Origin of the sequence: Sedimentitalea arenosa (assembly GCF_016428585.1) — a bacterium.
GTDB classification, from domain to species: domain Bacteria; phylum Pseudomonadota; class Alphaproteobacteria; order Rhodobacterales; family Rhodobacteraceae; genus Sedimentitalea; species Sedimentitalea arenosa.
Window position 1 is genome coordinate 57,877 of the sequence record NZ_JAELVR010000009.1, and the last position, 23,667, is coordinate 81,543.

The 23,667-nt window shown below is 64.6% G+C and carries 18 protein-coding genes and 1 pseudogene; 13 read left to right on the forward strand and 6 right to left on the reverse strand.

All coding sequences use genetic code 11. The features are described 5' to 3' along the window. The first annotated feature begins 46 nt into the window (after window positions 1-46). The 12 genes and pseudogenes from JF290_RS13490 to JF290_RS13540 all read left to right on the forward strand — a co-directional run bounded on the left by JF290_RS13490 (window position 47) and on the right by JF290_RS13540 (window position 16,445). The gene (locus JF290_RS13490) at window positions 47-874 is read left to right on the forward strand and encodes an ion transporter (protein WP_199025577.1); all 828 of its coding nucleotides are present in this window, start codon (window positions 47-49) and stop codon (window positions 872-874) included. Beyond that, a pseudogene (tssB, locus tag JF290_RS19570) lies at window positions 871-1,344 on the forward strand (type VI secretion system contractile sheath small subunit); the annotation flags it as partial. The gene JF290_RS13490 and the pseudogene tssB, both read left to right, overlap by 4 nt. 411 nt (window positions 1,345-1,755) lie before the next feature. Continuing rightward, the gene (locus JF290_RS19805; RefSeq protein ID WP_343227378.1) at window positions 1,756-4,110 is read left to right on the forward strand and encodes a type VI secretion system contractile sheath domain-containing protein; all 2,355 of its coding nucleotides are present in this window, start codon (window positions 1,756-1,758) and stop codon (window positions 4,108-4,110) included. A gap of 51 nt (window positions 4,111-4,161) precedes the next feature. After that, window positions 4,162-6,339: a type VI secretion system Vgr family protein gene (locus JF290_RS13500; protein WP_199025420.1), complete on the forward strand. Its 2,178-nt coding sequence runs from the start codon at window positions 4,162-4,164 to the stop codon at window positions 6,337-6,339. A 9-nt stretch (window positions 6,340-6,348) separates the two neighbouring features. Beyond that, the gene (locus JF290_RS13505) at window positions 6,349-6,960 is read left to right on the forward strand and encodes a DUF6931 family protein (RefSeq protein WP_199025421.1); all 612 of its coding nucleotides are present in this window, start codon (window positions 6,349-6,351) and stop codon (window positions 6,958-6,960) included. Then, window positions 6,957-7,259, forward strand: coding sequence for a PAAR domain-containing protein (locus JF290_RS13510; protein WP_199025422.1), 303 nt, complete (start codon window positions 6,957-6,959; stop codon window positions 7,257-7,259). The genes JF290_RS13505 and JF290_RS13510 overlap by 4 nt, the downstream gene beginning before the upstream one ends. A gap of 8 nt (window positions 7,260-7,267) precedes the next feature. Beyond that, on the forward strand, window positions 7,268-8,689 hold the full coding sequence (gene tagH / locus JF290_RS13515) for a type VI secretion system-associated FHA domain protein TagH (RefSeq protein WP_199025423.1): 1,422 nt from the start codon (window positions 7,268-7,270) through the stop codon (window positions 8,687-8,689). Window positions 8,690-8,702: 13 nt separating this feature from the next. Continuing rightward, complete coding sequence (gene tssK, locus JF290_RS13520; protein WP_199025424.1) at window positions 8,703-10,043, forward strand: type VI secretion system baseplate subunit TssK; 1,341 nt, start codon at window positions 8,703-8,705, stop codon at window positions 10,041-10,043. A 27-nt stretch (window positions 10,044-10,070) separates the two neighbouring features. Next, window positions 10,071-11,480, forward strand: a complete 1,410-nt coding sequence (icmH, locus tag JF290_RS13525) for a type IVB secretion system protein IcmH/DotU (RefSeq protein ID WP_199025425.1) — start codon at window positions 10,071-10,073, stop codon at window positions 11,478-11,480. Continuing rightward, complete coding sequence (gene tssM, locus JF290_RS13530; protein ID WP_199025426.1) at window positions 11,477-15,046, forward strand: type VI secretion system membrane subunit TssM; 3,570 nt, start codon at window positions 11,477-11,479, stop codon at window positions 15,044-15,046. Before icmH ends, tssM begins: the two co-directional genes overlap by 4 nt. Window positions 15,047-15,051: 5 nt before the next feature. Beyond that, complete coding sequence (tagF, locus tag JF290_RS13535) at window positions 15,052-15,726, forward strand: type VI secretion system-associated protein TagF (protein WP_233155388.1); 675 nt, start codon at window positions 15,052-15,054, stop codon at window positions 15,724-15,726. Then, window positions 15,723-16,445, forward strand: a complete 723-nt coding sequence (locus JF290_RS13540) for a PP2C family protein-serine/threonine phosphatase (protein WP_199025427.1) — start codon at window positions 15,723-15,725, stop codon at window positions 16,443-16,445. Before tagF ends, JF290_RS13540 begins: the two co-directional genes overlap by 4 nt. Window positions 16,446-16,527: 82 nt before the next feature. Here the strand turns inward: JF290_RS13540 and JF290_RS13545 are convergent, their stop codons facing one another. Both JF290_RS13545 and JF290_RS13550 read right to left on the reverse strand, forming a co-directional pair. Further along, on the reverse strand, window positions 16,528-18,687 hold the full coding sequence (locus JF290_RS13545; RefSeq protein WP_199025428.1) for a serine/threonine protein kinase: 2,160 nt from the start codon (window positions 18,685-18,687) through the stop codon (window positions 16,528-16,530). Between the two features lie 46 nt (window positions 18,688-18,733). Then, a complete protein-coding gene (locus JF290_RS13550) occupies window positions 18,734-19,309 on the reverse strand; it encodes an OmpA family protein (protein WP_199025579.1) in 576 nt (191 codons plus the stop codon). Window positions 19,310-19,496: 187 nt separating this feature from the next. Between JF290_RS13550 and JF290_RS13555 the strand changes: the two genes are divergently transcribed. Next, complete coding sequence (locus JF290_RS13555; RefSeq protein ID WP_199025429.1) at window positions 19,497-20,339, forward strand: M15 family metallopeptidase; 843 nt, start codon at window positions 19,497-19,499, stop codon at window positions 20,337-20,339. Between the two features lie 9 nt (window positions 20,340-20,348). Here JF290_RS13555 and JF290_RS13560 read toward each other — a convergent pair whose 3' ends face one another. The 4 genes from JF290_RS13560 to ureE form a co-directional block, all read right to left on the reverse strand. After that, the gene (locus JF290_RS13560) at window positions 20,349-21,848 is read right to left on the reverse strand and encodes a caspase family protein (protein ID WP_199025430.1); all 1,500 of its coding nucleotides are present in this window, start codon (window positions 21,846-21,848) and stop codon (window positions 20,349-20,351) included. Window positions 21,849-21,942: 94 nt separating this feature from the next. Beyond that, on the reverse strand, window positions 21,943-22,584 hold the full coding sequence (ureG, locus tag JF290_RS13565; protein ID WP_199025431.1) for an urease accessory protein UreG: 642 nt from the start codon (window positions 22,582-22,584) through the stop codon (window positions 21,943-21,945). Next, entirely contained in the window at window positions 22,581-23,222 is a 642-nt protein-coding gene (locus JF290_RS13570; protein WP_199025432.1) for an urease accessory protein UreF, read from the reverse strand. Before JF290_RS13570 ends, ureG begins: the two co-directional genes overlap by 4 nt. After that, complete coding sequence (gene ureE, locus JF290_RS13575) at window positions 23,212-23,667, reverse strand: urease accessory protein UreE (RefSeq protein WP_199025433.1); 456 nt, start codon at window positions 23,665-23,667, stop codon at window positions 23,212-23,214. Before ureE ends, JF290_RS13570 begins: the two co-directional genes overlap by 11 nt.

Consider the following 23,667-nt stretch of genomic DNA (forward strand, 5'->3'; position numbering starts at 1 on the left):
GGACACAGGAGACGACCACGTGGAGACGACCCCCGATACCAGCCAAATGACATTGCGCGAAAAGGCGCGGGAGTTCGTCGAACGCGACCGCGTCAAGAACATCATCCTCGCGATCATCATCTTCAACGCGATCACGCTTGGTATGTCCACGTCCGACACGATCACGGCGCAGATCGGGCCGGCGCTCAAGGTGATCGACAAGGTGGTTCTGGGGATATTCGTCGCCGAACTGGCGTTGAAGTTCTTCGCCTACGGGCGATCGTTCTTCAACAGTGCCTGGAACATCTTCGACCTGGTCGTCGTCGGCCTCGGCCTGTTGCCCGACAAGGGGGGCTTGTCGGCGCTGCGCGGATTGCGTGTGATCCGCGCCATGCGTCTGTTGTCGGTTGTTCCGCAGATGCGCGCCGTGGTTCAGGCGCTGCTGGACGCGCTGCCCGGGATGGGCGCGGTCATCATCATGCTTTCGATCGTCTATTACGTCTTCGCCGTGATGGCGACACTGATGTACGGGCCCAGTTTCGACGACTGGTTCGGAACGCTGGGACGGTCGCTTTATTCGTTGTTCCAGATCATGACGCTCGAAAGCTGGTCGATGGGCATCGTGCGCCCTGTGATGGATGTCTATCCCTATGCGTGGGCCTTTTTCGTGCCCTTCATCATCATCACGGCGTTCTCGGTGCTCAACCTGTTCATCGGCCTTCTGGTCAACACCATGCAAGCCGCGGTCGAGGCGGACGAACATGCCGAGTTCGAAAACCTGCGTGGCCTCGTCAAGAGCGAGACAGACATCGTCGATGCGCGGGTGATAGAGTTGCTCGAGGAAGTCCGGGCGCTCAGGTCCGAGATCACCGCTCTCAGGGAGGCGGACAAATGACCGAAGGGTCGCAGAAGTTCATCGCTCGCAATCGTGCGCCGCGCGTACAGATCGAATACGACGTCGAACTCTACGGCTCGGAGAAGAAGGTTCAGCTGCCTTTCGTCATGGGCGTGACGTCCGACCTGTCCGGCAAGTCGAAACTGCCGCAGCCTCAGATTGAAGACCGCCGGTTTCTCGAGATCGACGTGGACAATTTCGATGAGCGGATGAAGGCGATGCAACCTCGTGCAGCCTTCAGCGTGCCCAACACCCTGACGGGAGAAGGTGCGCTGTCCGTCGATCTGACCTTTGAGAAGATGGACGATTTCACCCCAGCGGCGATCGCCGCCAGGATCGAACCGCTGCGTACGTTGCTTGAAGCGCGCACGCAATTGTCCAACCTCGCGACCTATATAGACGGCAAGGCGGGCGCCGAGGCGTTGATTGAACGCATCCTTGCGGACCCGGCGCTTCTGGGCGCATTGGCTGGCGGCGCCAAGGGCGTGGACCAATCCGCCGCACTTGAAAGTCTGCGCGCGGCGGAGTTGCCCGAGGAGAAAAGCGAAGAGGACTCCGCCATACTGGACAGTTTGCGCGCGCAGGCTCCGGCTGAGGTTTCCGAGGCTGACGCGACCGGGGATGTGCTTGCAGGCCTCGCGCAGCAGCGTCCTGCCGAAGCTGATCCGCCCGATCGTCCGGCCGACGTCTTGAGCGAACTTCGCGCGCGTGGGGATGCTTTGGAGGTTGATGCCGACGCCGGCCTCGATGATGCGTTAACCAGTCTGCGAACGGACGCGGCACCGGAAGACACGCAGCTCGACGGCCAGATCGAGGACACGCTTGCCAGTCTTGCAAAGGCACATCCTATCGCCGAAGACAGAGGCGCGGATGTCGAAGATGTGCTCGCCAGCCTGCCTGCCGCGTCGCCTGATGAGCCGGCAGCGGAGGATGCGCAATCCGTCCTGTCCGATCTCGCCGCCGCGACGCCCTCTCCCCCCGAGGTCGAGGATGATCTTCTGGGAAGCCTCGATGCGGAAGACAAGTCCGCGCCGGAACCGGAAAAGTCCGATGACCTAGGCGTGTCGGAAAGCGATGAAGCCGGGGCTGTCAGCGTTGACGACGACGCCTTGGACGATCTGATGAGCGATGCGCAGACTCCCGAACCGCAGGAGGCGGAACCGGAGGGCTTCGACGATCTATTGGCGGATGTCGAGGATCCGGCTGATACCTCTGCGACCCCTGTCGAACCGCAATCTGCCGACACCGACGATCTGGACGACCTGCTGGCCGGAATCGATGCGCCGGCGGAGACCGAACCCGAGCCCGCCAAGCTGCAAACTGCGGAACTGGATGATCTGGACGATCTGTTGGGAGAGATTGAAAACCCGGCCGGCGCGACGTCCGCGCAGCAACCTGTCGAGGCAGACGACCTGAGCGACCTCGACGGCCTGTTGGGCGATGCAGAGCCAGCGAACGCGCCAATGTCGGAACCGGTCGCGCGGCCTGCCGCGGAAGTGGACGAACCCGCCGTGGACGATGATCTCGGCAATCTTCTGGACGATCTCGACATGCCTGCCGCCGTCACGGCGACCTCGGCGGAAACGACCTTCGCTTTCGGCAGCATGACGGCTGAAAGACCGGGCCGGGAGGCGTTGAACCGCGCCCGGTTCCGGATCGCGATCCTCGGCGATTTCTCAGGTCGTTCCGCGCGCGGCGAGATGGCCACCGGCAATGCGTTGGCAGGGCGCGCACCGGTGCTGCTCGACCCCGACACCGTCGAGGAGGTGATCGAAGGCTTCGCGACGCGCCTCACCTTGCCGATCGGCAAGGACGGTACGGCGGTCGAAGTTCCTTTGAACGGGCTCGACGACCTGCATCCGGACGAGCTTTTCGACAACATCAGCCTGTTCGCGGACCTCGCCGGCTTGCGCGCCCGGCTGGCCGCGGGGGCAACGGCTGCAAACGCGGCGCGCGAGTTGCGTGCCTGGGGCGAGGCGCACAGCACTCCGGTCGCGCCGCCGCGCCGCACCTCGGCGGGCAGCTCCGTTCCCGCCGGTCTGAAGCTCACCGATTTCCAGCGCTTGATCGGCGATACCCGGCCACAACCGCCCAGATCGGCTCCGATCGACGATCTTTTGGCGCGGATCGTCGGCCCGCATGTGCGCGCTCTGCCCGATGCGGATGCCGCCGCGATGCAAGCGGCCGTCGATGATGCGCTTTCGTCCGCGATGCGTATGATCCTGCATCACCCCGAATTCCAGTCGGTCGAAGCACAATGGCGCTCGCTCGATCTGATCGCGCGCAGCATCGAAACCGACGACCGGCTCGAGGTGGTGCTCTACGATGTCTCGGCCGAGGAGATCGCCGCCGATCTCGCTGCCGCGGGCGACCTGGCCCGGTCCGGCTTCGCGAGGCTCCTGACCGAGGCGCCTCTGGACCCCGAAAACGGTCGGGGCGGTTACTCGGCCCTGATCGGGCTTTATACATTCGAGGAAACGCCGCCCCATGCGGACCTCCTCGGCCGCATCGCGCGCGTGGCGGCGCATGTCGATGCGCCCTTCCTCGCGGCCCTGTCCCCTGCCTGCCTCGATACGCCGAAGGAGGACCGCCACCCGCTGGTCGCCACCGCCTGGGACGGGCTGCGCGCGATGCCGGAAGCCGGCCATATCGGCCTCGCGACGCCGCGTTTCCTGCTGCGACGGCCCTATGGCGCAAAGAGCGATCCGATCTCGGCGTTCAAGTTCGAAGAATTCACCATGGCCGAAGGTTTGTCCGGGATGCTCTGGGCGAACCCCGTGGTGCTGGCCGCGATCCTTTTGGCGAAGTCCTATCGCGAGAACGGCGCGAGCATGGGGCTCGGGTCAATCATGTCGCTGGGGCAGATGCCGTATCATGTCGTCACGGACCGCCATGGCGATCAGGTCGCGCTGCCCTGCACCGAGCGCAACCTGACGCTCGAGCGGGTCGAGAAGGTGATGACGCGCGGCCTGATGCCGGTTGTGTCGATCAAGGGCCGCGACGAGATCCGTCTGGCCTCGTTCCAGTCGCTGGCCGGTGGCCAAATTCTCGGCCCCTGGTCCGACGTCGCGCCGCCGCCGCCCTCGCCGCCGAAACCCACAGTGGAGCCGACGCCCGAGGATGATCTGGGCCTTGACGACCTTCTGGCAGGCTTCGACGCCGACGCGGCGCCGACTGCCGGTGCCGATCCTGGCGACGTCGATGCCGAACTGGCCGCCTTGTTGGAGGATTTGTAGAGATGTTCATGGTTTTTGAAAGCCGTCCAAGTCCGCGGCAAGGGGGATGTCATGGCTGACTACAAACCCTTCGCCGACTCGCGCGTATGGCTGGAGGGTGATTTCCGGTGGCCCGGCCCGGCTGGCGAGAATGGGCCCAACCTCTACCAGGCGATTGTCCACGAGGGGCTGAGCAAGCTGACAGAAACCACGCTTTTACTGCGCTCGGGGACCGAGCATGTGGATCTGAAATCGCTTCTGGGCCAATCCGTGCGCGTTCACCTGATGGCCCAGGACGACAGCCAGAGAGTTTTCAGCGGGATGTGCATCTCGGCCGAAAGCCTGGGCTATCGCGACGGCTTGCACAACTATGTGCTGGAACTGCGCCCCTGGTTGTGGCGGCTGACCTTGACCCGCGATTGCAGGATCTTCCAGGAGATGACCGCGGTCGAGATCATCAAGAAGATCTTTTCCGACGGAGGGTTCGCGGACTACGAGAGCAAGCTGAAGGAAACCTACGCCAAGCGCACTTACTGCGTGCAATATCGTGAAAGCGACTATGATTTCATTTGCCGCCTGATGGAAGAGGAAGGCATCTATTTCTTCTTCCACAATACCCCCAACGGCAGCGGTGTCGAAAAGCTGATCCTGTGCGACCGGACCAGCGCCCACGCGGCGGTTCCCGGGCACGGGACCATTCCCTACAACGCCCGCCATTCGGCCGAAGGCGCAGGCACCAGCCGCGAGGATCATATCGCGGAGTGGACCGAGCTGGACAACGCGACGGCTGGCAAGGTGCTGCTCAGCGACTACGACTTCATGAACCCGACTGGGGATCTGCTGGTCAATCACTCCGTTCCCGGCGGCCACAAGCACGACGCCGCTGAGAGGTTCGATTATCCGGGCCATCACAGGGTCGCGGACGATCACCCGGCCTCGACCGACCTGGGCGAGAAACGGGCGCAGGTCCGCATCCAGGCCGAGGCTGTGCGCCAGGACCAGTTTCGCGCCGCTTCCAACGTGCGCGCTCTGGCGGTAGGGCAGACCTTCAAGCTGAAGGATCATCCCGATTATCACTTCAACGAGGATTACCTCGTGATCTCGGCCAGCCATTACCTGCAGGACATGAACTACTACAAGGCGTCCGAAGGGCGTCGTGACCTTGTCGCGCTGAGCGAACCCTTTCCCGAGACCATGGCCAAGGATGCCTACGCGTGCACCTTCCATGCGATCGGCAAACTGGTGCCCTTCCGCGCGCCGCTGGTCACGCCCTGGCCCGAAATCGCCGGTCTTCAGACCGCCACCGTTGTCGGTCCGAACGACGAGGAGATCTACACCGATGACGAAGGCCGCATAAAGGTCAAGTTCCATTGGGACCGCAACCCGGCGACCAAGAAACCCGAGGAACTGACCTGTTGGGTTCGGGTCGTCACCCCCTGGTCAGGGACCGATTGGGGCATGGTTGCGCTGCCGCGCACGGGCCAGGAGGTGGTGGTTCAATTCGAGGAGGGCGACCCCGACCGCCCGATCTGCACCGGAATGCTCTACAACAAGCCGAAGAAGCCCGCCTACAAGTTCCCGGATGACAAGACCCAGTTGGGCATCCGCACCAAGTCCTCGCCCAAGGGCGGCGAGACGGACTACAACGAACTGATGTTCGAGGACAAGAAGGGCTCAGAGCTGATGCGCGTGCAGGCGCAGAAGGACCATATCGCCCTTGTCAAAGATCGCTCTGTCGTCACCATCGGTCTGGACAAACACGAGATGGTCGAGACCTTTAAGGGGAACAGCGAAATCAAGGAAGACGTCAAGGACGGCAGTCTCTGGGAGGTGATCAAGGCGAATGTCACCCGCATCATCAACGAAGGCAACCACGAATTCACCATCAAGAAGGGCGACGAGAAACTGAAGCTGGAAACAGGCAGTCAGACGCTCGAGATCAAGAAGGACAAGACCCAGACCATCGAGGGCAAGCACACCAAGACGATCACAGGCAATGACGCCACCACGGTCAAGACCGGCGACATGACGATCGACGTCAAGGCCGGGAAGGTCACGATGAAGGCGATGCAGAGCATCGAGCTCAAGGTCGGGCAATCCTCGATCAAGCTCGAGCCGACCAAGATCACGATCAAGAGCATGAACATCGATGCCAAAGCCGACTTGAAGGCGGATTTCAGCGGTCTCATGACAAACATCAAGGCCAGCGCGATCCTCGTCCTGAAGGGCGCACTGACCAAGATCAACTAGGTGACCATCATGAACCCGCGTTTCCAAGATTTGGTCAAGATCCCGGACGCCCCGGCGGCCAAGCTGCTGGCCGAGGCCAACGTCACCCTGCAGACCCGGCTCGATCTGCCCGCGACAACACTACCGGTCGAAATGCTTGAGGCACTGGAGGAGAAACAGGCCTGGATCGACATGCTGATGCTGCTGGGCGTGGTGCTGCCGCCACGCGAACGCGTGTGGTGGGCCTGTCTCGCCGCGCGCGACTATATCGGCCCTAAATCGGACAAGGATCCGCCCGCGCTCGCGCGGTCCGAGGACTGGGTCTTCAACCCTTGCGACGAGACTCGGGAAGCCGCCCGCCAGACCATCGACCATGCCTATGTGGATGACGAGACCGTGCATTGCGCGACGTCGGTGCTTTATGCGGATGGCACGCTCGGACCGGGCGATCTGGCGCAATACCCGGCTCCTGCGGGCGCGGCCGAACTGTCGGCTTTCGCCATGAATGTGGTAGCACTGACAGAGCTATCTGATAGGTTCGACGAGCACGTTCAACTGCTCATCGACCGCGCGCTCGACATTGCCCGTGGCGGCAGCGGACGGGTTAAGGCGACGCAATCCCGGAAGGAGGCAAGCTCATGACGAGACCCCAGGCCCGCATCACCGACAACGTGCTTTGCGCGATGTTCGCGCCGTCTCCCGCGGGGCCGGTTCCCGGCTCCTCCGTGATCATCCCACCCTGCGCGCCGACGGTGCTGGTGGGCGGTCTGTTTGCCGCGCGGATCGGCGATCTGCACCCGTCGGGGCTGGGCCCGCATCCCAACGCTATGGGGTCCGCCACGGTCATCATCTCGGGCATGCCCGCCTCGCGGATCGGCGACGCCACCGGCTGTGGCGGCGCGATCCTCAAGGGCGAACCCACGGTGCTGGTGGGAGGCTAGGCAGCCGGATGGCGGTAACGCTCAAATTCCAGTCCTCCGGAACGGTACCCGGAAACGCGCGACCGGTGCGAATGCAGGGTGGCAGCCTGACCGTCGGGCGTGGACCGGCCAACGATCTCGTACTGCCCGACCCCGACAGGCTGCTTTCCAAGAGCCATTGCGTGCTGGAGGATCACAACGGCAACGTGGTGATCGTCGACCTGTCGACCAACGGCACCTTCCTGAATTACAGCAAGATCCCGATCGGCAAGGTGCCGACGCCGCTGAACAACGGCGATGTGCTGTCGCTCGGCTCCTACGAACTGGTGGTCGAGGTCGCCGCCGACCTTCCCGAGGATGGCAGCGGCTTAATCGCGCCCGCGGCGCAACTGGGGGCATCCCACGGCGATGCGGGCAAGGCGCCTGATCCGCTCGACCTGCTGAACGCCAGCGACCCTGATGGCGATTTCCTCGATGATCTTCTGGGCGAGCCGTCCGGCCCGACCGGTCCGTCCCAGCTTAACCCGACCGATCCGATCGACGAACTGTTGCCTCCGCTGGGCGATGATGGCGAAGACGATGCTTTCTTCCGCGATCCCGACGACGGGCGCGGCGGCGAGGGCCCGAGCCAACCATCGCACAACCCTTCGGCTCAGGACAGTTTTCGTCCGCAGCAATCGCGCGGCGGCGCGAGCCTGATCCCCGAGGATTGGGACGACCTGCTTGCGCCTGACCCGGCCCCGGCCGACAAGCCCGCTGTCGCCGAGTCGCTCCCACAGGCGCCGGAACCGATCGAGGAGCCGCCCCCGCAGCCTCGACCTCAGGCGCAAGTGCAAGAAACCGAACCCGGACCGGCGCAGGACGACGCTGCCCGCGCCTTTCTTGCCGCCGTGGGGGCCGAGGAGGTGCCGGTCAGGGATGAGGACCTGGTCGTCACGATGGCGCGCATGGGGCGCGTGATGAAGACGCTTGTCACCGGACTGCGCGAAATCCTGATGACCCGCACATCGATCAAGGGAGAGTTCCGCATCGAGCAGACGATGATCAGCGCCGGCGGCAACAACCCGCTGAAATTCTCGATCAGTCCCGACCAGGCGATCGAGGCGATGGTGAAGCCCGGCGCGCGCGGCTACCTGAGCGCAGAAACCGCCGCCGAACAGGCGCTTGACGACATCAAGGCGCATGAGGTTGCGATGGTGACTGGCATGGAGGCCGCGCTGCGGGGCGTGCTTGCGCGGCTCGACCCCGAGGTACTGGCGGGCCAGATCGAACAGCGCGGTGGCATCGGCAGCCTGCTCAAGGGCAAGAAGGCGCGCTATTGGGAAGTCTACGAGAAACTCTATGCTGACATATCCGACCAGGCAGAAAACGACTTTCACGACCTGTTCAGCCGTGAATTCGCGCGCGCCTACAAGACACAGCTGGACAAGCTGAAAGACCGGTCAGACTGAAGGGGAGACGTCATTGTCCTGGGACAGCAAGGTGCTTTGGACGGAGGGATTGTTCCTGCAACCCCACCACTTCCAGCAGGCAGACAGATATACCGAGGCGCTCGTCACCGGGCTGGCGCGGCGCGTGCGCCCCTATGCCTGGGGGGTCAGCGCGCTCGATATCGACGTCGAGGCGCTCAAGGTCGGGCAATTCGCGCTGAAATCCTGCGCCGGGCTGACCCAGGACGGAACCGTGTTCCGCATGCCCGCCGCCGAGGATCACCCGCCCGCGCTCGAGGTGCCTGAGACGATCAAGGATTGCGTCGTCTACTTGACGGTGCCGCAGCGACGCGAGGGCGCGGTCGAGGTCGACCTTTCCGGTGCCGAGCTTTCGGCCAGCCGTCTGCGTCCCGCCGAGGTCGAGGTGACCGACACGATGGGCCAGCACAAGAAGCCGGCGATGCTGGGCGTCGGCAAGCTCAGGCTGCAGTTTGCGCTGGCGGTCGACGACATGGCCGACCGGCTCGCGATCCCGGTGGCCCGCATCATCGAGGTGCGACCGGACAAGGAGATCGTGCTCGACCAGGCTTTCATTCCAAGCTGTGTCGACGTGCGGGCCGCGCAACCGCTCGAAGGCTTCGTGCGTGAACTCGAGGGTCTGCTCTCGCACCGGATGCAGGCGCTGGCCGGTCGGCTGTCGGAAGGCGCGGGCGCGCGGGGCGTGGCCGAGGTGTCCGATTTCCTGCTTCTGACGGTGATCAACCGAATGCTGCCGATCGTGCGTCACATGGCGCAGATCGAGAACCTGCATCCCGAGGATTTCTACCGCACCTGTGTCGGTCTCGCCGGCGAACTCTCCGTCTTCATGACCTCCGAGAAGACCGCGCCCGAGTTTCCGCCCTACAAGCATGACGACCTGACCCGCAGCTTCGCTCCGGTGATCCGCAACCTGCGGCAGTATCTCAGCTCGGTGCTGGAGCAGACCGCCATTCCGATCAAGCTGGAAGAACGAAAGTACGGCATAAGCGTCGGCGTGATCGCGGATCGCAAGCTGCTGGGCAATGCGGGTTTCGTGCTCGCCGTGGATGCCGACACCCCTGCCGAGGACGTGCGTCGCCATTTTGCAGGCCAGGCCAAGATCGGTCCGGTCGAGGAGATCCGCCAACTCGTCAACTCGGCCTTGCCCGGGATCACCCTGCGTCCGATGCCGGTGGCACCGCGCCAGATCCCCTATCATGCCGGGGTGGTCTACTTCGAACTGGACTCGGCCAGCCCCTATTGGGGCAAGATGACGACGTCGGGCGGCATCGCCGTGCATGTGTCCGGCCAGTATCCAGGCCTCAAGATGGAGCTTTGGGCGATCCGCAACAATTGAGGCGCGGGCGCAGGATTGGGATGAGAGATGTCTGACGAAGACCCGTTCGCGGAACCTGACGACACCGACAAGACGGTGATCCGCCCCAATCCGGGCGGTCGGCGGACGCCCGCGCCCGCAGCGCCCGCCCCTGCACCGACTGCCGCGCCAGAGCCACAGACCGCCCCCGTGGACGCGATCGGGGTGCCCGTCTCGGCGCCTCCTGCCAGTCCCGCGGCGCCCCGCACGGCCGAGGCAACCGTGGCGCTGACGGGAATGAACCAGCTTGTCGCCTGCGCCAGCACGCTCTTCTCCCTGATCAGTCGCATCCGCAACCGCGCCCAGCACATGGACCCGGACAAGCTGCGCCAGAGCGTCGTGGCCGAGGTGCGCGCCTTTGAGAACCGCGCGCTGCAGGCCGGCATCCCGGCGCAGACCGTCAAGGTCGCGCGCTATGCGCTGTGTGCGACGCTGGATGACGTGGTGCTGAACACCCCATGGGGTGGGCAATCGAGCTGGGGCCTGCAATCCATGGTCGGCACGTTCCACCGTGAAACCGTGGGTGGTGACCGGTTCTATGACCTGCTGGCGCGGCTCGAGAAAGAGCCCTCGACCAATATCGACATGCTGGAATTCCTCTACATGTGCATGTCGCTGGGCTTCGAGGGACGCCTGCGCGTCGAACAGGGCGGAAGTGAGAAACACCTGCGTATCCGCGAGTCGCTGGCGCGGATCATCCGGGCGCAACGCGGCCCCGTGGAGCGCGACCTGTCGCCCCATTGGGAAGGCGTGCAGAAACCGTTCCGCCCGTTGTCTCTCTGGCGCATGGTCTGGATCGCGGTCGGCGTCACCGCCGGTTTGCTGGCCCTGCAATTCGTCGGCCTGTCCTGGGCGCTCTCTACCTCGACCGAGCGGGTCGTCGGACAGCTTTCGGTGATCGACAGCGGCCCGGTGGCCGAGTTGCAACGCCGCGCGCCGCCGCCGCCGCCAGCACCGCCCGCGCCCACGGCGGAAGAGCAGCTTCGGAAAGTCGAAGGCTTCCTGCAGCCGGAAATCGACGACGGCATCGTCGAGGTGTTCCAGAAGGGCAATACATTGATCGTGCGGATCAAGGGGTCGGGCATGTTCGGGTCGGGCTCCGATCAGCTCAGCGCGCCGTTCCGTGCCCCGGTCGACCGGGTCGCCCGCGCGCTCAACGACGAACCCGGCCCGGTCATCATCGCCGGGCATTCCGACAACGTGCCGATCCGGTCTTCGCGCTTTCCGTCCAATATGGCGCTGTCGCTCGCGCGGGCGAAATCCGTGATGGAGAAGATGTCGGAGGCGCTCGACGATCCCTCGCGTCTTTCGGCCGAAGGACGCGCCGACAAGGAGCCCATCGCCGACAACGCCACGCGCGAGGGTCGCGCTGCCAACAGGCGCATCGAGGTCCTGCTGGTCCGGGAGGACGGAACATGATCGGGCGCACGCTCAAGCTGCTTTTCGGCACGATCTATTCGGTGTTGACGATTGCCGCCATCACCTTGTCGCTCTGCATCTGGTACTTTGCGCCCTTCATCGGGGGAGAGACCTGGCGACCTTTCGACACCATTCTGAGCCGGGTTCTGACCATTGCAGGGGTCTGGTTGTTCTTCCTCGCGCTCATGGGATTCATCTTCTGGCGCCGTCGACGCCAGTCCCGCGAGATGGCGGATGAAATCGTCGAGTCCGTCGATACGGATGCCGACGACGTGACGAACGAGGAACTGGGCGAGTTGCGCGCCAAGTTCAAGAAGGCGATCGCCGAGTTGCGCAAGTCAAAGAATGGCCGCCGCAACCTGCGCGAATTGCCCTGGTACGTGATCATCGGCCCGCCGGGAGCCGGCAAGACCACAGCCATCGTCAATTCCGGCCTGCAATTCCCGTTGGCCGATAGCACCGGCAAAGCTGCCGTGGGTGGCATCGGCGGCACGCGCAATTGCGACTGGTGGTTTACCAACCAGGCGGTGCTGATCGACACCGCGGGCCGCTATACAACGCAGGAGAGTGATGCCGCCGCTGACAATGCCGCCTGGCTGGGCTTTCTCGGGCTGCTCAAGAAATACCGCAAGCGCCAGCCGATCAATGGCGCGATGATCGCAATCAGCCTCAGCGACCTGTCGCTGCAGGACGAGATGACCCAAAAGAGCCATGCCCAGGCGGTCAGACGACGTCTGAACGAACTGCGTGAGACGCTGGGCGTCCGCTTCCCGGTCTACGTGCTGTTCACCAAGGCTGACCTGATCGCGGGTTTCAGCGAGTTCTACGACAATCTTGGCAAGGAAGAGCGCGAACAGGTCTGGGGTTTCACAATGCCACTGGATCAGAGCAAGGCCGAGGCTTCGCCCATCGAGGGGTTTGACGCCGAGTTCGCTCTGCTGCTGGGTCAGCTCAACGCGCAGTCGCTGGAACGCATGCAAACGGAAACCGACCACCAGCGCCGCGCGCTGATCGCGGGTTTCCCGAGCCAGGTTGCTTCGATGCGCGGGGTGGCACGCAGCTTCCTGAACGAGATCTTCCAGGACAACCGGTTCGAGAAGCGCCACATGTTGCGCGGGGTCTATTTCACCTCGGGCACGCAGGAAGGCACGCCGATCGACCGGTTGATGCTGAGCATGGCGCAGACCTTCGGCATCGGGCGCCAGGCCATCGGGTCCGGGCAGGGCAGCGGGCGTTCGTATTTCCTGACCCGCCTGTTCGAACAGGTGGTGTTTCCCGAGGCCGGGCTTGTCTCGGCCGATGACAAGGTCGAACGCCGCTACAAGTGGGCACGCCGTGCCGCCATCGCCGCGACCGTCCTGATCGCATTGACGACGGGCGCACTCTGGGTGCGCAGCTACATGGGCAACGCGGCGCTGATCGCCGATGCCGGCGCGCATGTGTCCGCTTACCAGGACGCCGCCGCCATTCTGCCACCCAGTCCCGTGGGTGATACCGACCTGCCGCCGGTGGTCGATGCCCTGAACATCCTGCGCGACATGCCGGGTAACCCCGTGCTGTCCGATCCCGAGCCCGAACGCCACCTGACCTACGGGCTCTACCAGGGCGAGGTCATCGGCACCCAGGCCGCGCAGACCTACCGCGCTGCGCTGAATCAACGTTTCCTGCCTCGCCTGCTGCTTCGGCTGGAGGAGCAGATGTCGGCCAACATGAACAATCCCGACCTGCTCTACGAGGCGCTCAAGATCTACCTGATGCTGGGGCTGCAAGGACCGATGAATGCTGATCTCGTGAAGGAATGGATGCAGATCGACTGGTCCCTGGCCTATGCCGGTCCGGCGCGCGAGCCGCTGCGCACCGACCTCTCCGATCACCTCGACGCGCTGCTGTCGCAACCGATGGAGGCCATCGCGCTGAACGGCCCGCTGGTCGAACAGGTGCAGGGCCTTTTGTCGGAAATGCCTTTGGCGCAGCGCGTGTACAACGGCATCATCAACAGCCCGCAGGCCGTGGCCTTGCCGAAATGGCGCATCACCGATGCCGGCGGACCGGCTGTTCAGCGCGTGTTGGTGCGCTCCTCGGGCAAACCGCTCAATGACGGGGTCGAGGGCATCTTTACCTATGACGGCTTCAACAACGTCTTCCTGCCCGAGGCCGTCGGCGTGGCGCAGCGTGTGGCCGCCGAAAGCTGGGTTCTGGGTGCCCGCGGCGAGGCCGAACAGACCGACGCCGCGTTGCTCGCGCTCAGCCGGGACGTGCTCGACCTTTACTACAACGACTATATCGCGCGCTACGATGCGATCCTCGGCGATATCGACATCATCCCGATGGAAAGCCTTTCGCACGCGGTCGAGGTCACCAACGTTCTGTCGGGTCCAACCTCGCCCATCGTCAACATCCTGACCGAGATCTCGCGCGAGACCCGCCTGACCGAGGATCGCTCGGTGATCGACACCAGTTCGCTGTCGGAAGGGGCCAGTTCCATCGCCTCGATCGAGACCCGCTCGAACCTGTCGGTGCAATCCCAGATCCTCCTGCAGGCCCTGACCAGTGCCGCCGCCAACAATACGGGCGAACCGCCGCGCCCGCCGGGGGCCTATGTCGAGGAACGCTTTGCCTGGCTGCATCGACTAGTCGAGAGGCCCGAGGGACAGCCCTCGCAGCTCGACCAGTTGATGGGTGCCCTGACCGAGGTATACCAGGAGCTCAACAAGATGTCCTTCAGCGGAGTCGGCAACAGCGCCGAGGGCGGCGCGGCGATCCTGCAGTTCCAGCAGGCCGCCAGCCGGATCGACGGCCCGATCCAACGCTGGGCCTCGCAGATAAGTACCGGCTCCTCGGGGATCACGGCGGATGGCACGCGCGCCTCGATCAACGCCGCCTGGCAGGCCAACGTGCTACCCTTTTGCGAACAGGCGCTGAGTGACCGCTACCCGTTCAACCGCCGCTCGCGCGCGGATGTCGCGATGCAGGACTTCGCCCGGCTCTTTGCGCCGGGGGGGCTGATCGACGCCTTCTTCACCGACAACCTGCTGAAATACGTCGACACCCGGTCGCGTCCATGGACCTGGAAACGGGTCAACGATGTCGATCTCGGCATCTCGCAGGCCGTGCTTGAACAAATGCAGTATGCCGCAGAAATCCGCGACGGCTTCTTCGCCGCCGGTCCGACACCGGCGGTGCAATTCCAGATCACGCCAGAGGCGCTCGATCCCAAGGCGAAATCGGTGATGCTGGAGATCGACGGCCAGCAGATCGGGTTTGAACATCGCAGCGGCCAGCCCAGCCCGGTGGCGGTGACATGGCCCGGTTCCGTCGGGCTGGCGCGGATCATGTTCCAGCCGGATCGCAAGAGCATCGAAAGCACCCTGTCACGGGATGGCCCATGGGGCTGGTATCGCCTGCTGGACGCGGCCGAGGTGCGCCGCACCAACGTGTCCGACCGCAAGCGCGTGATCTTCAACGTGGGTGGGCGGATCGCGATCTTTCAACTGCAGAGCGGTTCGGTCATCAACCCCTTTGCCCTGCCGGCGCTGAGCAAGTTCAGCTGCCCCAAGTCGATGTGACGGTGATGGGCTTCGGCGCCTTCGGCAAGATGCCCGCGGTCGGGGATTTTTTCCGCCTGAACGCGCCGTCCGGTTTCGTGCGCGCGTGGGACGACTGGCTGCAAGGCACGATGATTGCGGTCAGTGAGGCTTTGGGCGCGGGATGGGACGCGCATTACATGTCGGCGCCGATCTGGCGGTTCAGCCTGGCGGCCGGCTTGGCGGGTCCGCAGCCGGTCATGGGTGTCCTGATGCCCTCGGTCGATCGTGTCGGGCGGCGCTTCCCCCTGACCCTGATGACACCTTTGCCCGTGACCGGAGCGGATGAGCTGGCGCATTTCTCCCGCGAGACGCTTTTCGGCGCAGCGGAGACGCTGGCGCTGGAAGCATTGGAGGACGACATGACGACCGACCGTCTGACCACCCGGCTCGCGGAGCTGCCGGCACCCGGGTCCGTTGCCGAGACATTGCGCGACACGGGCGACGGTACTTTGCATCTGGTCGCGGACGAAGACACCGGTGTGCTGCCCACTCTGGCAACACGGCTTCTGTCGAGCCGCTATGCGCGCCCGAGCCTCTGGACTGCGCATGTCGATGGGCGCGAGCACCTGATAATCTGCGAAGGTCTGCCCTCGCCACGGCACGCGCGCGGGTTTTTTGACCTTTCAGACCCCGCAGTTCCGTCCGGTGCCCAGGCATGAACGCGTCGCCCGATATCCGTTACAACGCCAAGACACATGTCGGGCTCAAGCGGAAGGTCAACGAGGACGCCGTGCTGGCTCTGCCCGACCAGCATATCTGGATGGTCTCGGACGGCATGGGCGGCCATGATGCCGGCGATTTCGCCAGCCGACTCATCGCGGATCGGGTCGCGATGGTGCCACGGAGCCTGCCGCCAACAGAACGGATGCACGCGCTGCGCGAGGCGATCCTGACGGCGCATACGACCATCCGCGAAGAGGCTGACAGCCGCGGACGTGGGCTCATCGGGGCGACCGTGGCGGCACTGATGCTGGCCAATGGCCATTTCGTCGGGCTCTGGGCCGGGGACAGCCGGATCTATCGCTTGCGCGACGGCGAGATCGAGATGCTGACGACCGATCATTCCGCCGTGGCCGACCTGGTGCTGGCAGGGCAGATGACCTGGGACGAGGCAGAACGCCATCCGCAATCCAACGCGATCACCCGTGCGGTCGGTGTCGGCGAAGACCTTGGACTCGACAAGGTCCGCGGCGAGGTGCAGCCGGGCGACAGGTTCCTGATCTGCTCGGATGGGCTGACCAAATACGCAACCTTCCGGATGCTGCGCGATGCGTTGGCGCGCTTTCCGATCGAAACGATATCGGATCAACTGATCCAGATCGCTCTTGAAGGTGGCGGGGCCGACAACATCACGGTGATCGTGCTGGACGTGCCCTGAGACGTTAGGGATTGCGCCGCCCGTCTCATAGACGCACGACTTCCCAGAGCTTTCGATAGCCAAGGACGCCTGACGTAGGGGTTCAGTTCGCGGCGGTAACGAGCAGGCGGCTGTCGAGCGACAGGATGCTGTCGCGGTCGGTCTCCATGTCTTCCTGAAGCGCCTCGGCATAGCCGAGCGCGGATTCGGAGGTGGGGCGCAGCCCGTCGAAGAGCGGTGCGACGGAATGCAGGACGACCACCTTGCTCTTGCCGAGGGCGCTGTCATCGACGCGGAAGGCGAGACGACCGTTCTCGGCGGCCTCGGACAGCGGATAGGCGACGCGCACCCGCACCTCTCCGTCCCGGCCTGCGCGCAGGTCGGCGATCGCGTTGTCCTGGCGATTGAGGTTGGGCAGCAGGTGAAAGACATTGCCTGATACGTCGAGGATCGACACGGTCAGGTAACCCTCTGTCACGTCCGCGGGCAGGACCACGTCGATCACCGGGTTCTCGCCGACGAAGAAACGCCCTGACGGATTGGGTTCGTTGCGGTCCCCGACCGTGTACTCGACAACGATCCCGCCGGGTGGGGCGTCGGGCAGGTGGGTTTCGATCAGGCAGAGCGTCGGGTTCAGGACTTCGACATCAAGCACCACGTTCCGCTCTCCGGCCACAGCGCGCAGCGCGTCGAACAGTTGCACCCGCGTCACCGTGTCGGCGACCCGTCCGGTGACCACGATATCGCTGTCTGGGCCGAACCCGACCGGCGAGGCGCCGGGCAGGGCGAGCGGACCGCAATCGGCCATCTCGTCCAGAAGGCGGGCAACTTCGGCAGTTTGCAGGAAGACGGGTTCGTGCCGGATATCGGCCTCGCCGCTGAGCGCCCCGGGAAATCCGGCCAGAAACAGGTCCGACAGGCGATCCTGCAAATCGGCATCACGCGTCATGCCGCTCACGCTGGCCTTGTTGCCGGTCATCTTCAGGTGCCACTGGTCGAGCGGTTCCAGCCGGTTCAAGGTTTCCAACACATCCGTGCCCCAGCTATCGGCCACGTCGCCACTGGCCAGGGTCAGATCGGCGCTGCCCTGGTGACGGCTCATCAGGCTGGTGAGCGCCGCGCGCGTGCTGTCCGAGGGCACGTTGCCCATCGCGCTGGGGGTCCCGTCGAGCGGCTTGGCGACGTCCAGCGTGAACGGGTCGGACACGGGGTAGGCCGGAGCCATCAGGCCATCCAAAGCACCGCCCATGTAAGCGCCGAGCACACCGAGCAGAAGCGCCAGCGCGGACAGAGCGGCGATCAAGCCACCTCGCGCGCGGCGCGGCTCGGGCGCTGGGGGCGGCGGCGCGGCCTGCGGCGAATCGGCCGCAAGTGTTGGCGCGGGTGTTGCACGTTTCGGCGGGGGCACGATCACGGTGGCGTCGCCCTCGGCCGCTACACCCTGCTCGCGCAGGAAGTCCAGCACCTCGCCCGCGGTCTGGAACCGGTCGTCGGGCACGGGCGCGGTCATCCGGTCGATCAGCGTTTTCAGCGGTTCGGGCACGCCCTCTGTGTCGAGTGGTTCGCCTTTCTTGCGCACCACCTCCATCGGGTTCTTGCCGATATCGGGCTTGGCACCGCGGAAATTGGCGAGGAGCAGCGCGCCCAGCGAATAGAGATCCGAGCGCGCGTCGGTCTGCCCGTTCAACTGCTCGGGCGCGGCATAGGCGTATTTCCCGGCGAATTCGTTGCCGACAATGGTCTCGGCACCGGGATTGGTGTCCTTGGCGATGCCGAAATCGATGATCACCGGCTTGGAGGGGTCGCCGTCCCGCAGGATGATGTTGTCGGGGCTGAGGTCGCGATGCACGATCTTGCGCCGATGCGCGGCTTGCAGACCTTCGGTTACCTTGCGGCAGATCATCAGAAGGTCATCCGCCGGCATCGGACCCTGCGCCAGCTTCTTGTCGAGTCCCGGCCCCTCGACATAGTCCATCACCAGATAGACCAGCCCATCCTGGGTGCGGTGGTTCTCGGAATAGCGCACCACGGCGTCATGGCGGATCTCGCGGATCTCCTCCTCGCGGGTCAGCAGCACGAGGTAGTCATCGTTACCCGAGAATTCGGATTTCAGCACTTTCAGAGCCGCCAGACGGCCCGAAATCTCGCTGCGGGCCCTGTAGACATCCGAGGTGCCGCCCCGACCTAGGAGCGCTTCGATGCGATAGGTGTTGTTCAGCACGTCGCCGGGCTGAAAGGCGTCGCTGGGACGGGATTCGATCATCGCCCGCGCCTCGCTGCGTCAGCTTTGCAACGGCGTGTCAGTGTGTTTACCCCAGCGCCTGGAATTCGACGCGACGGTTGATATCGGCCCGTGGATTGGCGCTGTCATAGGGCGCGACCTCGCCCATGCCGATCGCTTCGAGCCGGGTTTCGGCGATGCCGCAATCACTGACCAAGTGACGCTTGACCTCCTGCGCGCGCAGCAGCGAGAGTCGTTCGTTATAGTCGGCCGACCCCGAACTGTCGGTATGTCCGACGATCTGGAATACCGAAACGTCCACGGTTTTCATCACGTCGCAAAGCGTCGCCAGCTTGGGTTTCTGGTCGTTGCGCAGGGCGGCGCTGTCGAAATCGAAGGCGATCTGGATGTTGACCTGATCGGCCTTGTCGACGGCGGAGTATTCCTTGGCGGCGGCAGGGGTCACGGCGGCGGTCTCGGTGGCCGCACTATCCTCTGTCGTGGTTGGCACGATCACCAGGCCGCGCGTCTTCTGCTTCTTGAACGCGTCTGCGATCTCTTCGGCGGTCATGTCGGTAGTGGATTGCGCCAGACCCAGGGTTGGAGCGGCAAAGGCGACCCCCGCGATCAGGGAAATGGCGGCGATTTTCGAGAAACGGACCATCATGCGTCCTTTGCATAGAGTTCAATCAACAACAGGTGCATGTTATACGACACGCCCCCGTCTCACAACGGTTTTGCGCCGCACCCACACGGGCATTTGTTCTGACACTTCGTGGGTTTGTGTGAATAATTCCTTTACTCCCTGCGTCCGGGCAGGCTCAAATGACGGGAAGCGAAACGGAGGGCCGATGCGGTTTCTACCTGCTATCATCATCGCCGTGGCGGTGGTCCTGGCACCGGCGATCTGGGTCGGGCTGACCTACCTTCTGTCGGAGGAGGATTTCCAGGGCTCGGCGGTGGACTCAGGTGCTCGCATCGAGGTCGAAATGCTGCGTCAGCAGGTCGAGGACCTGCAGATCCGGATGCAGTCGCTTGAGCGCGAGATCACCCGGCTTTCGGCAGGCACCACGCGGGGTCAACTGGGCGCGCCCGACCCTGCGGATGTGGACGAGGTCTTCCGTGATACCGGTCCGAACGAGATCATCGACGCCTATGCCCAGGTCGTGCTGATCGCCAACCGGCGCAATGTGAATCGTGGGCTCGAGGTCGCGGGCCCGCGGTTTCTGGAAGAGCGGCTGGGCCGTCCGCGCGACGCGCTCAGCGACGATTGCCAGCCGATGACCAACCCGGAGTTGTCCAACAAGCTGGTGCTGCAAGATGTCGGGCCGATCCGGGTGAACATGCTGCAGCCCGCTGCCGACTCGCTACGGCGCGTGTTCGAGACCGTGCGCAGCGCCGATCCCGACCTCTATGATCGCATAAACACGTCCGGGTCGCTCTGTGTGCGCCGCATTCGCGGCACGGTCGCCAGCCTCTCGACCCACAGTTATGGCCTTGCGGTCGATCTGAACATTGATGGGCATCTCGACAATTTTACCGATGGAAAGACCCAGCTGGGCCTGACGATCCTGGCCGATTTCTTCCATGCCGAGGGCTGGGTCTGGGGCGCCGGGTTCAACCGCGAAGACAGTATGCACTTCGAGATCAGCCGCAGCAAGCTTGAGGAATGGCTCGACCAGGGACTGCTCTGACGTTGGCCGCTATTCCTTCAGCCCATAGGCCAGCCGGATCGCCTTTTGCGTTCCGGGGCCGAATTCGCCATCTATCGCGCCGGCGTAGAATTCAAACTCCTTCAGGCGTGCCTGCAAGGCTCGGCGAGTCTGCGGGCTGAACATCTTGGGCCGCTTGGCCAGAAGGTCGAGCACGTCACGGCTGCCCGAGCGCAGCGCGGAATAGAGGTAGTCGGCCGCGTCGCCCGGTCCCTTGGTCTCGATCAGTCCGTCATCGATCAGGGCGGCGAAGTTGAACAGGGCTTGCGGGTGGCGCAGGTCGGCGGCGCGTTCGAACAGGGCCAGTGCTTTTTGCGGATCTGCAGGTAGGCCCAGCCCGCCCTGGTAGTGCAGAAAGCCCAGATCGTTGATCGCGTCGGCGAAATCCTGATCCGCCGCAGCCTGGTAGAGGTCGAGCGCGCGGGCCTCGTCGACCGGGACGCCGGTGCCGCGCTCATAGATCTTGGCCAGCTCGAACTGCGCCTCGGGCGATCCGGCGGCCGCAGCCTTTTCGAGGAACGCCACCGCCTGCACCGGGTCGAACCGCCCCTCGTTGGGGTTGAGCCGCATGTAGGCCAGCCCCAGCATCGAGCGCGTGTCGCCCAGATCGGCCAACGCGAGAAGCTGTTCCTCCTGGTCCGGACGAAGCGACGCCCAGGCCGATTGTGATGCGCCGGATATGTCCTGCTCGCCCTCGGCGGCCCCGGCAAGGTAGAACGGCACCCCGGTCAGCGAGCCATAGGTATGTGGCTCCTGCAGGTTGTTGGTCTCGTCCAGCACCTTGTCGCGCACCTGCCGGAACATCAGGCTGATCTCGAGCCCCGGCTGCACCATCTTGTCGATCAGCGCCCGGGCATAGGGGCTGTTCTCGCCGACACCGTCCAGCGCCACCTGGCCATCCTTGGCAGCAAAGGCGACCAGCGTGCCGCGCTCGGGTTTCGCCGCCGCGAGGCCGCCGCCACCGCCGCGTGTCGGATCGGTCGACTGCGCGCCCGCCTCGATCGGGCGCGACAGGTCGATCACGTCGCCCAGGGGATTGTCGCGGCAGGAATCCAGGATCACGATCCGCATCTTGCGCGCCCGCTCGACCGAGGCGAGCATCTGCTTGAGCGAGATCGATTGCCGCTGGATGTCGCGGTTCGACGCGATACTCGCATCCACCGGGATCAGGAAATTCTCGCCCTGTACCTCGACCCCGTGGCCGGCGAAATAGATCAGCGCCAGGTCCGCGACCTCGGATCGAAACGAGAAATCATCGAGCAATTGGCGCAGCTCATCGCCGGTCGCGTCCAGCGACAACGTCACGTCGAACCCGATGCCTTTCAGGGTCTCGGCGATGGCACGGGCGTCATTGCGGGTGTTGTCCAGCCGCTCGATGGTTTCATAGGCGCCCATGCCCAGAACCAGGGCCACCCGGTCGGTCGCCGACAGGGCAGCCACCGGCAAGAGGCAGGCACAGCACAGGGCAAGGATGCGGATCACGGCGCGCATGTCATGGTTTCCAAAGCTTTGCGACCCGCGCACCTTATCGCAGAACCACCCGGATGACAGGTCAGATATTCGTGACCTTTCGCCGCCCTTTCGGTCAGACGGCAGCGGCTTGCGCCGTGGGTTCGGGCAACCCGCCGAGCGCGCGGATATGGGCGACGATCTCGGCGACGCCGCCGCCGGCCTTCAGATTGGCAAAGACGAAGGGGCGCGACCCGCGCATCCGTGTCGCATCCCGCTCCATCACCTCGAGCGACGCGCCCACATGGGGGGCGAGGTCCGTCTTGTTGATGATCAGCAGGTCCGACCTGGTGATCGCCGGGCCGCCCTTGCGAGGGATTTCCTCGCCCGCTGCCACGTCGATGACGTAGAGCGTGATGTCGGCCAGTTCCGGGCTGAAGGTGGCCGACAGGTTGTCGCCACCGGATTCGATCAGGACAACGTCGAGATCGGGAAATTTCGCGCACAGTTCGGCCACCGCAGCCAGGTTGATCGAGGCATCCTCGCGGATCGCCGTATGCGGGCAGCCGCCGGTTTCCACGCCGCGGATCCGGTCCAGCGGCAGCGCCTGCATCCGCATGAGGGCCTCGGCGTCCTCCTGGGTGTAGATGTCGTTGGTGATCGCCGCGACCGACAGGTCGTCGCGCAGTGCCCGGCACAGGGCGGCGGTCAGCGTGGTCTTGCCCGCGCCCACCGGTCCGCCGATGCCGATGCGCAGGGGTCCGTTCGGAGATGTCATGACTGGAAAAGCCTCGTTGCCTGAGTTTCGTGTTTCATCGCGCCGATATCGGCGGCGAGGACGCAACTGCCGATATCGTCCGGTGACGCTTCCATCGCCGCTTCGGCCAGTGACAGGCATAGCGGCGCGCACTCGGCGAGAACGGCCTGCCCGTCGCTCTGCCCCAACGGCACCAGCCGCATTGCCGCAGAGCTGAGATTGCCGGCGAAGGCATACAGGAACAGCGCCAGCGTATCGCGCAGGGGCAGCCCGCAGAACTTTGCGGCGACGCCTACCGCGACCGGATAGCAAAGGTCTTCGAACGGCGTCTCCCAGATCGGCGCGGTCGCGCGCGCGAAGGCCGCGCCCTGGTTGACGGTTTCCGCCAGGCGTTCGCGTGACGGGGCCAGCGCGCGGGCAAGGGCGTCGGTCTCTGCCGCATCGTCGGCGCGGTAGGCGTCGGCCAGCAGGATCGCATCGCTACGCCCCGCGCCGTACTCCAGGATATCGCGCAGCCACCGGGAAAAGCTCGCCCGGTCGTGCACGTCGCCCTGCGCGACCGCCCATTCGAGGCCATGCGAATAGCTGAACGCGCCGACGGGGTAGGCGGGGGACAGCCACTGCGACAGGGTCAACAGGGCGTTCGGGTCAGTGCGCATGGGAATGGGTGCGCCCGTGCCCATACGCACCTCCTTCTGGCGTGAAGGGTTCGACCACTTCGTGCACTGTCGCGCCGATCCTGCCGAGCATGTCGCGGATCACGTGATCCGGCTGGATCAGCAAACGGTCGGCTTCGATCTGGCAGGGGGTGTGGCGGTTGCCCACATGCCAGGCGATGCGGGTCAGGTCGTCGCCGGTGATCTCGAGCAGGGGTTCGGCCGCTGCGAGAATGCGGATCTCTCCGCCATCCTCCAACACCAGCACCCCGCCGTGATCCAGCGAGGTCGTCTTGGGCAGATCAACCAGCAGCGACCTGCCTCCGTCCAGCTCCAGCACCTTGCGGCGCAGGAAGCGCGACTCGTAATCCAGCTGCACCTTTCCGACCGGCTCCGGCTTGTGCGGGTGGTCGTGGTAGTGCCGGGCGGTCAGCGCCGGGGCGGTCAT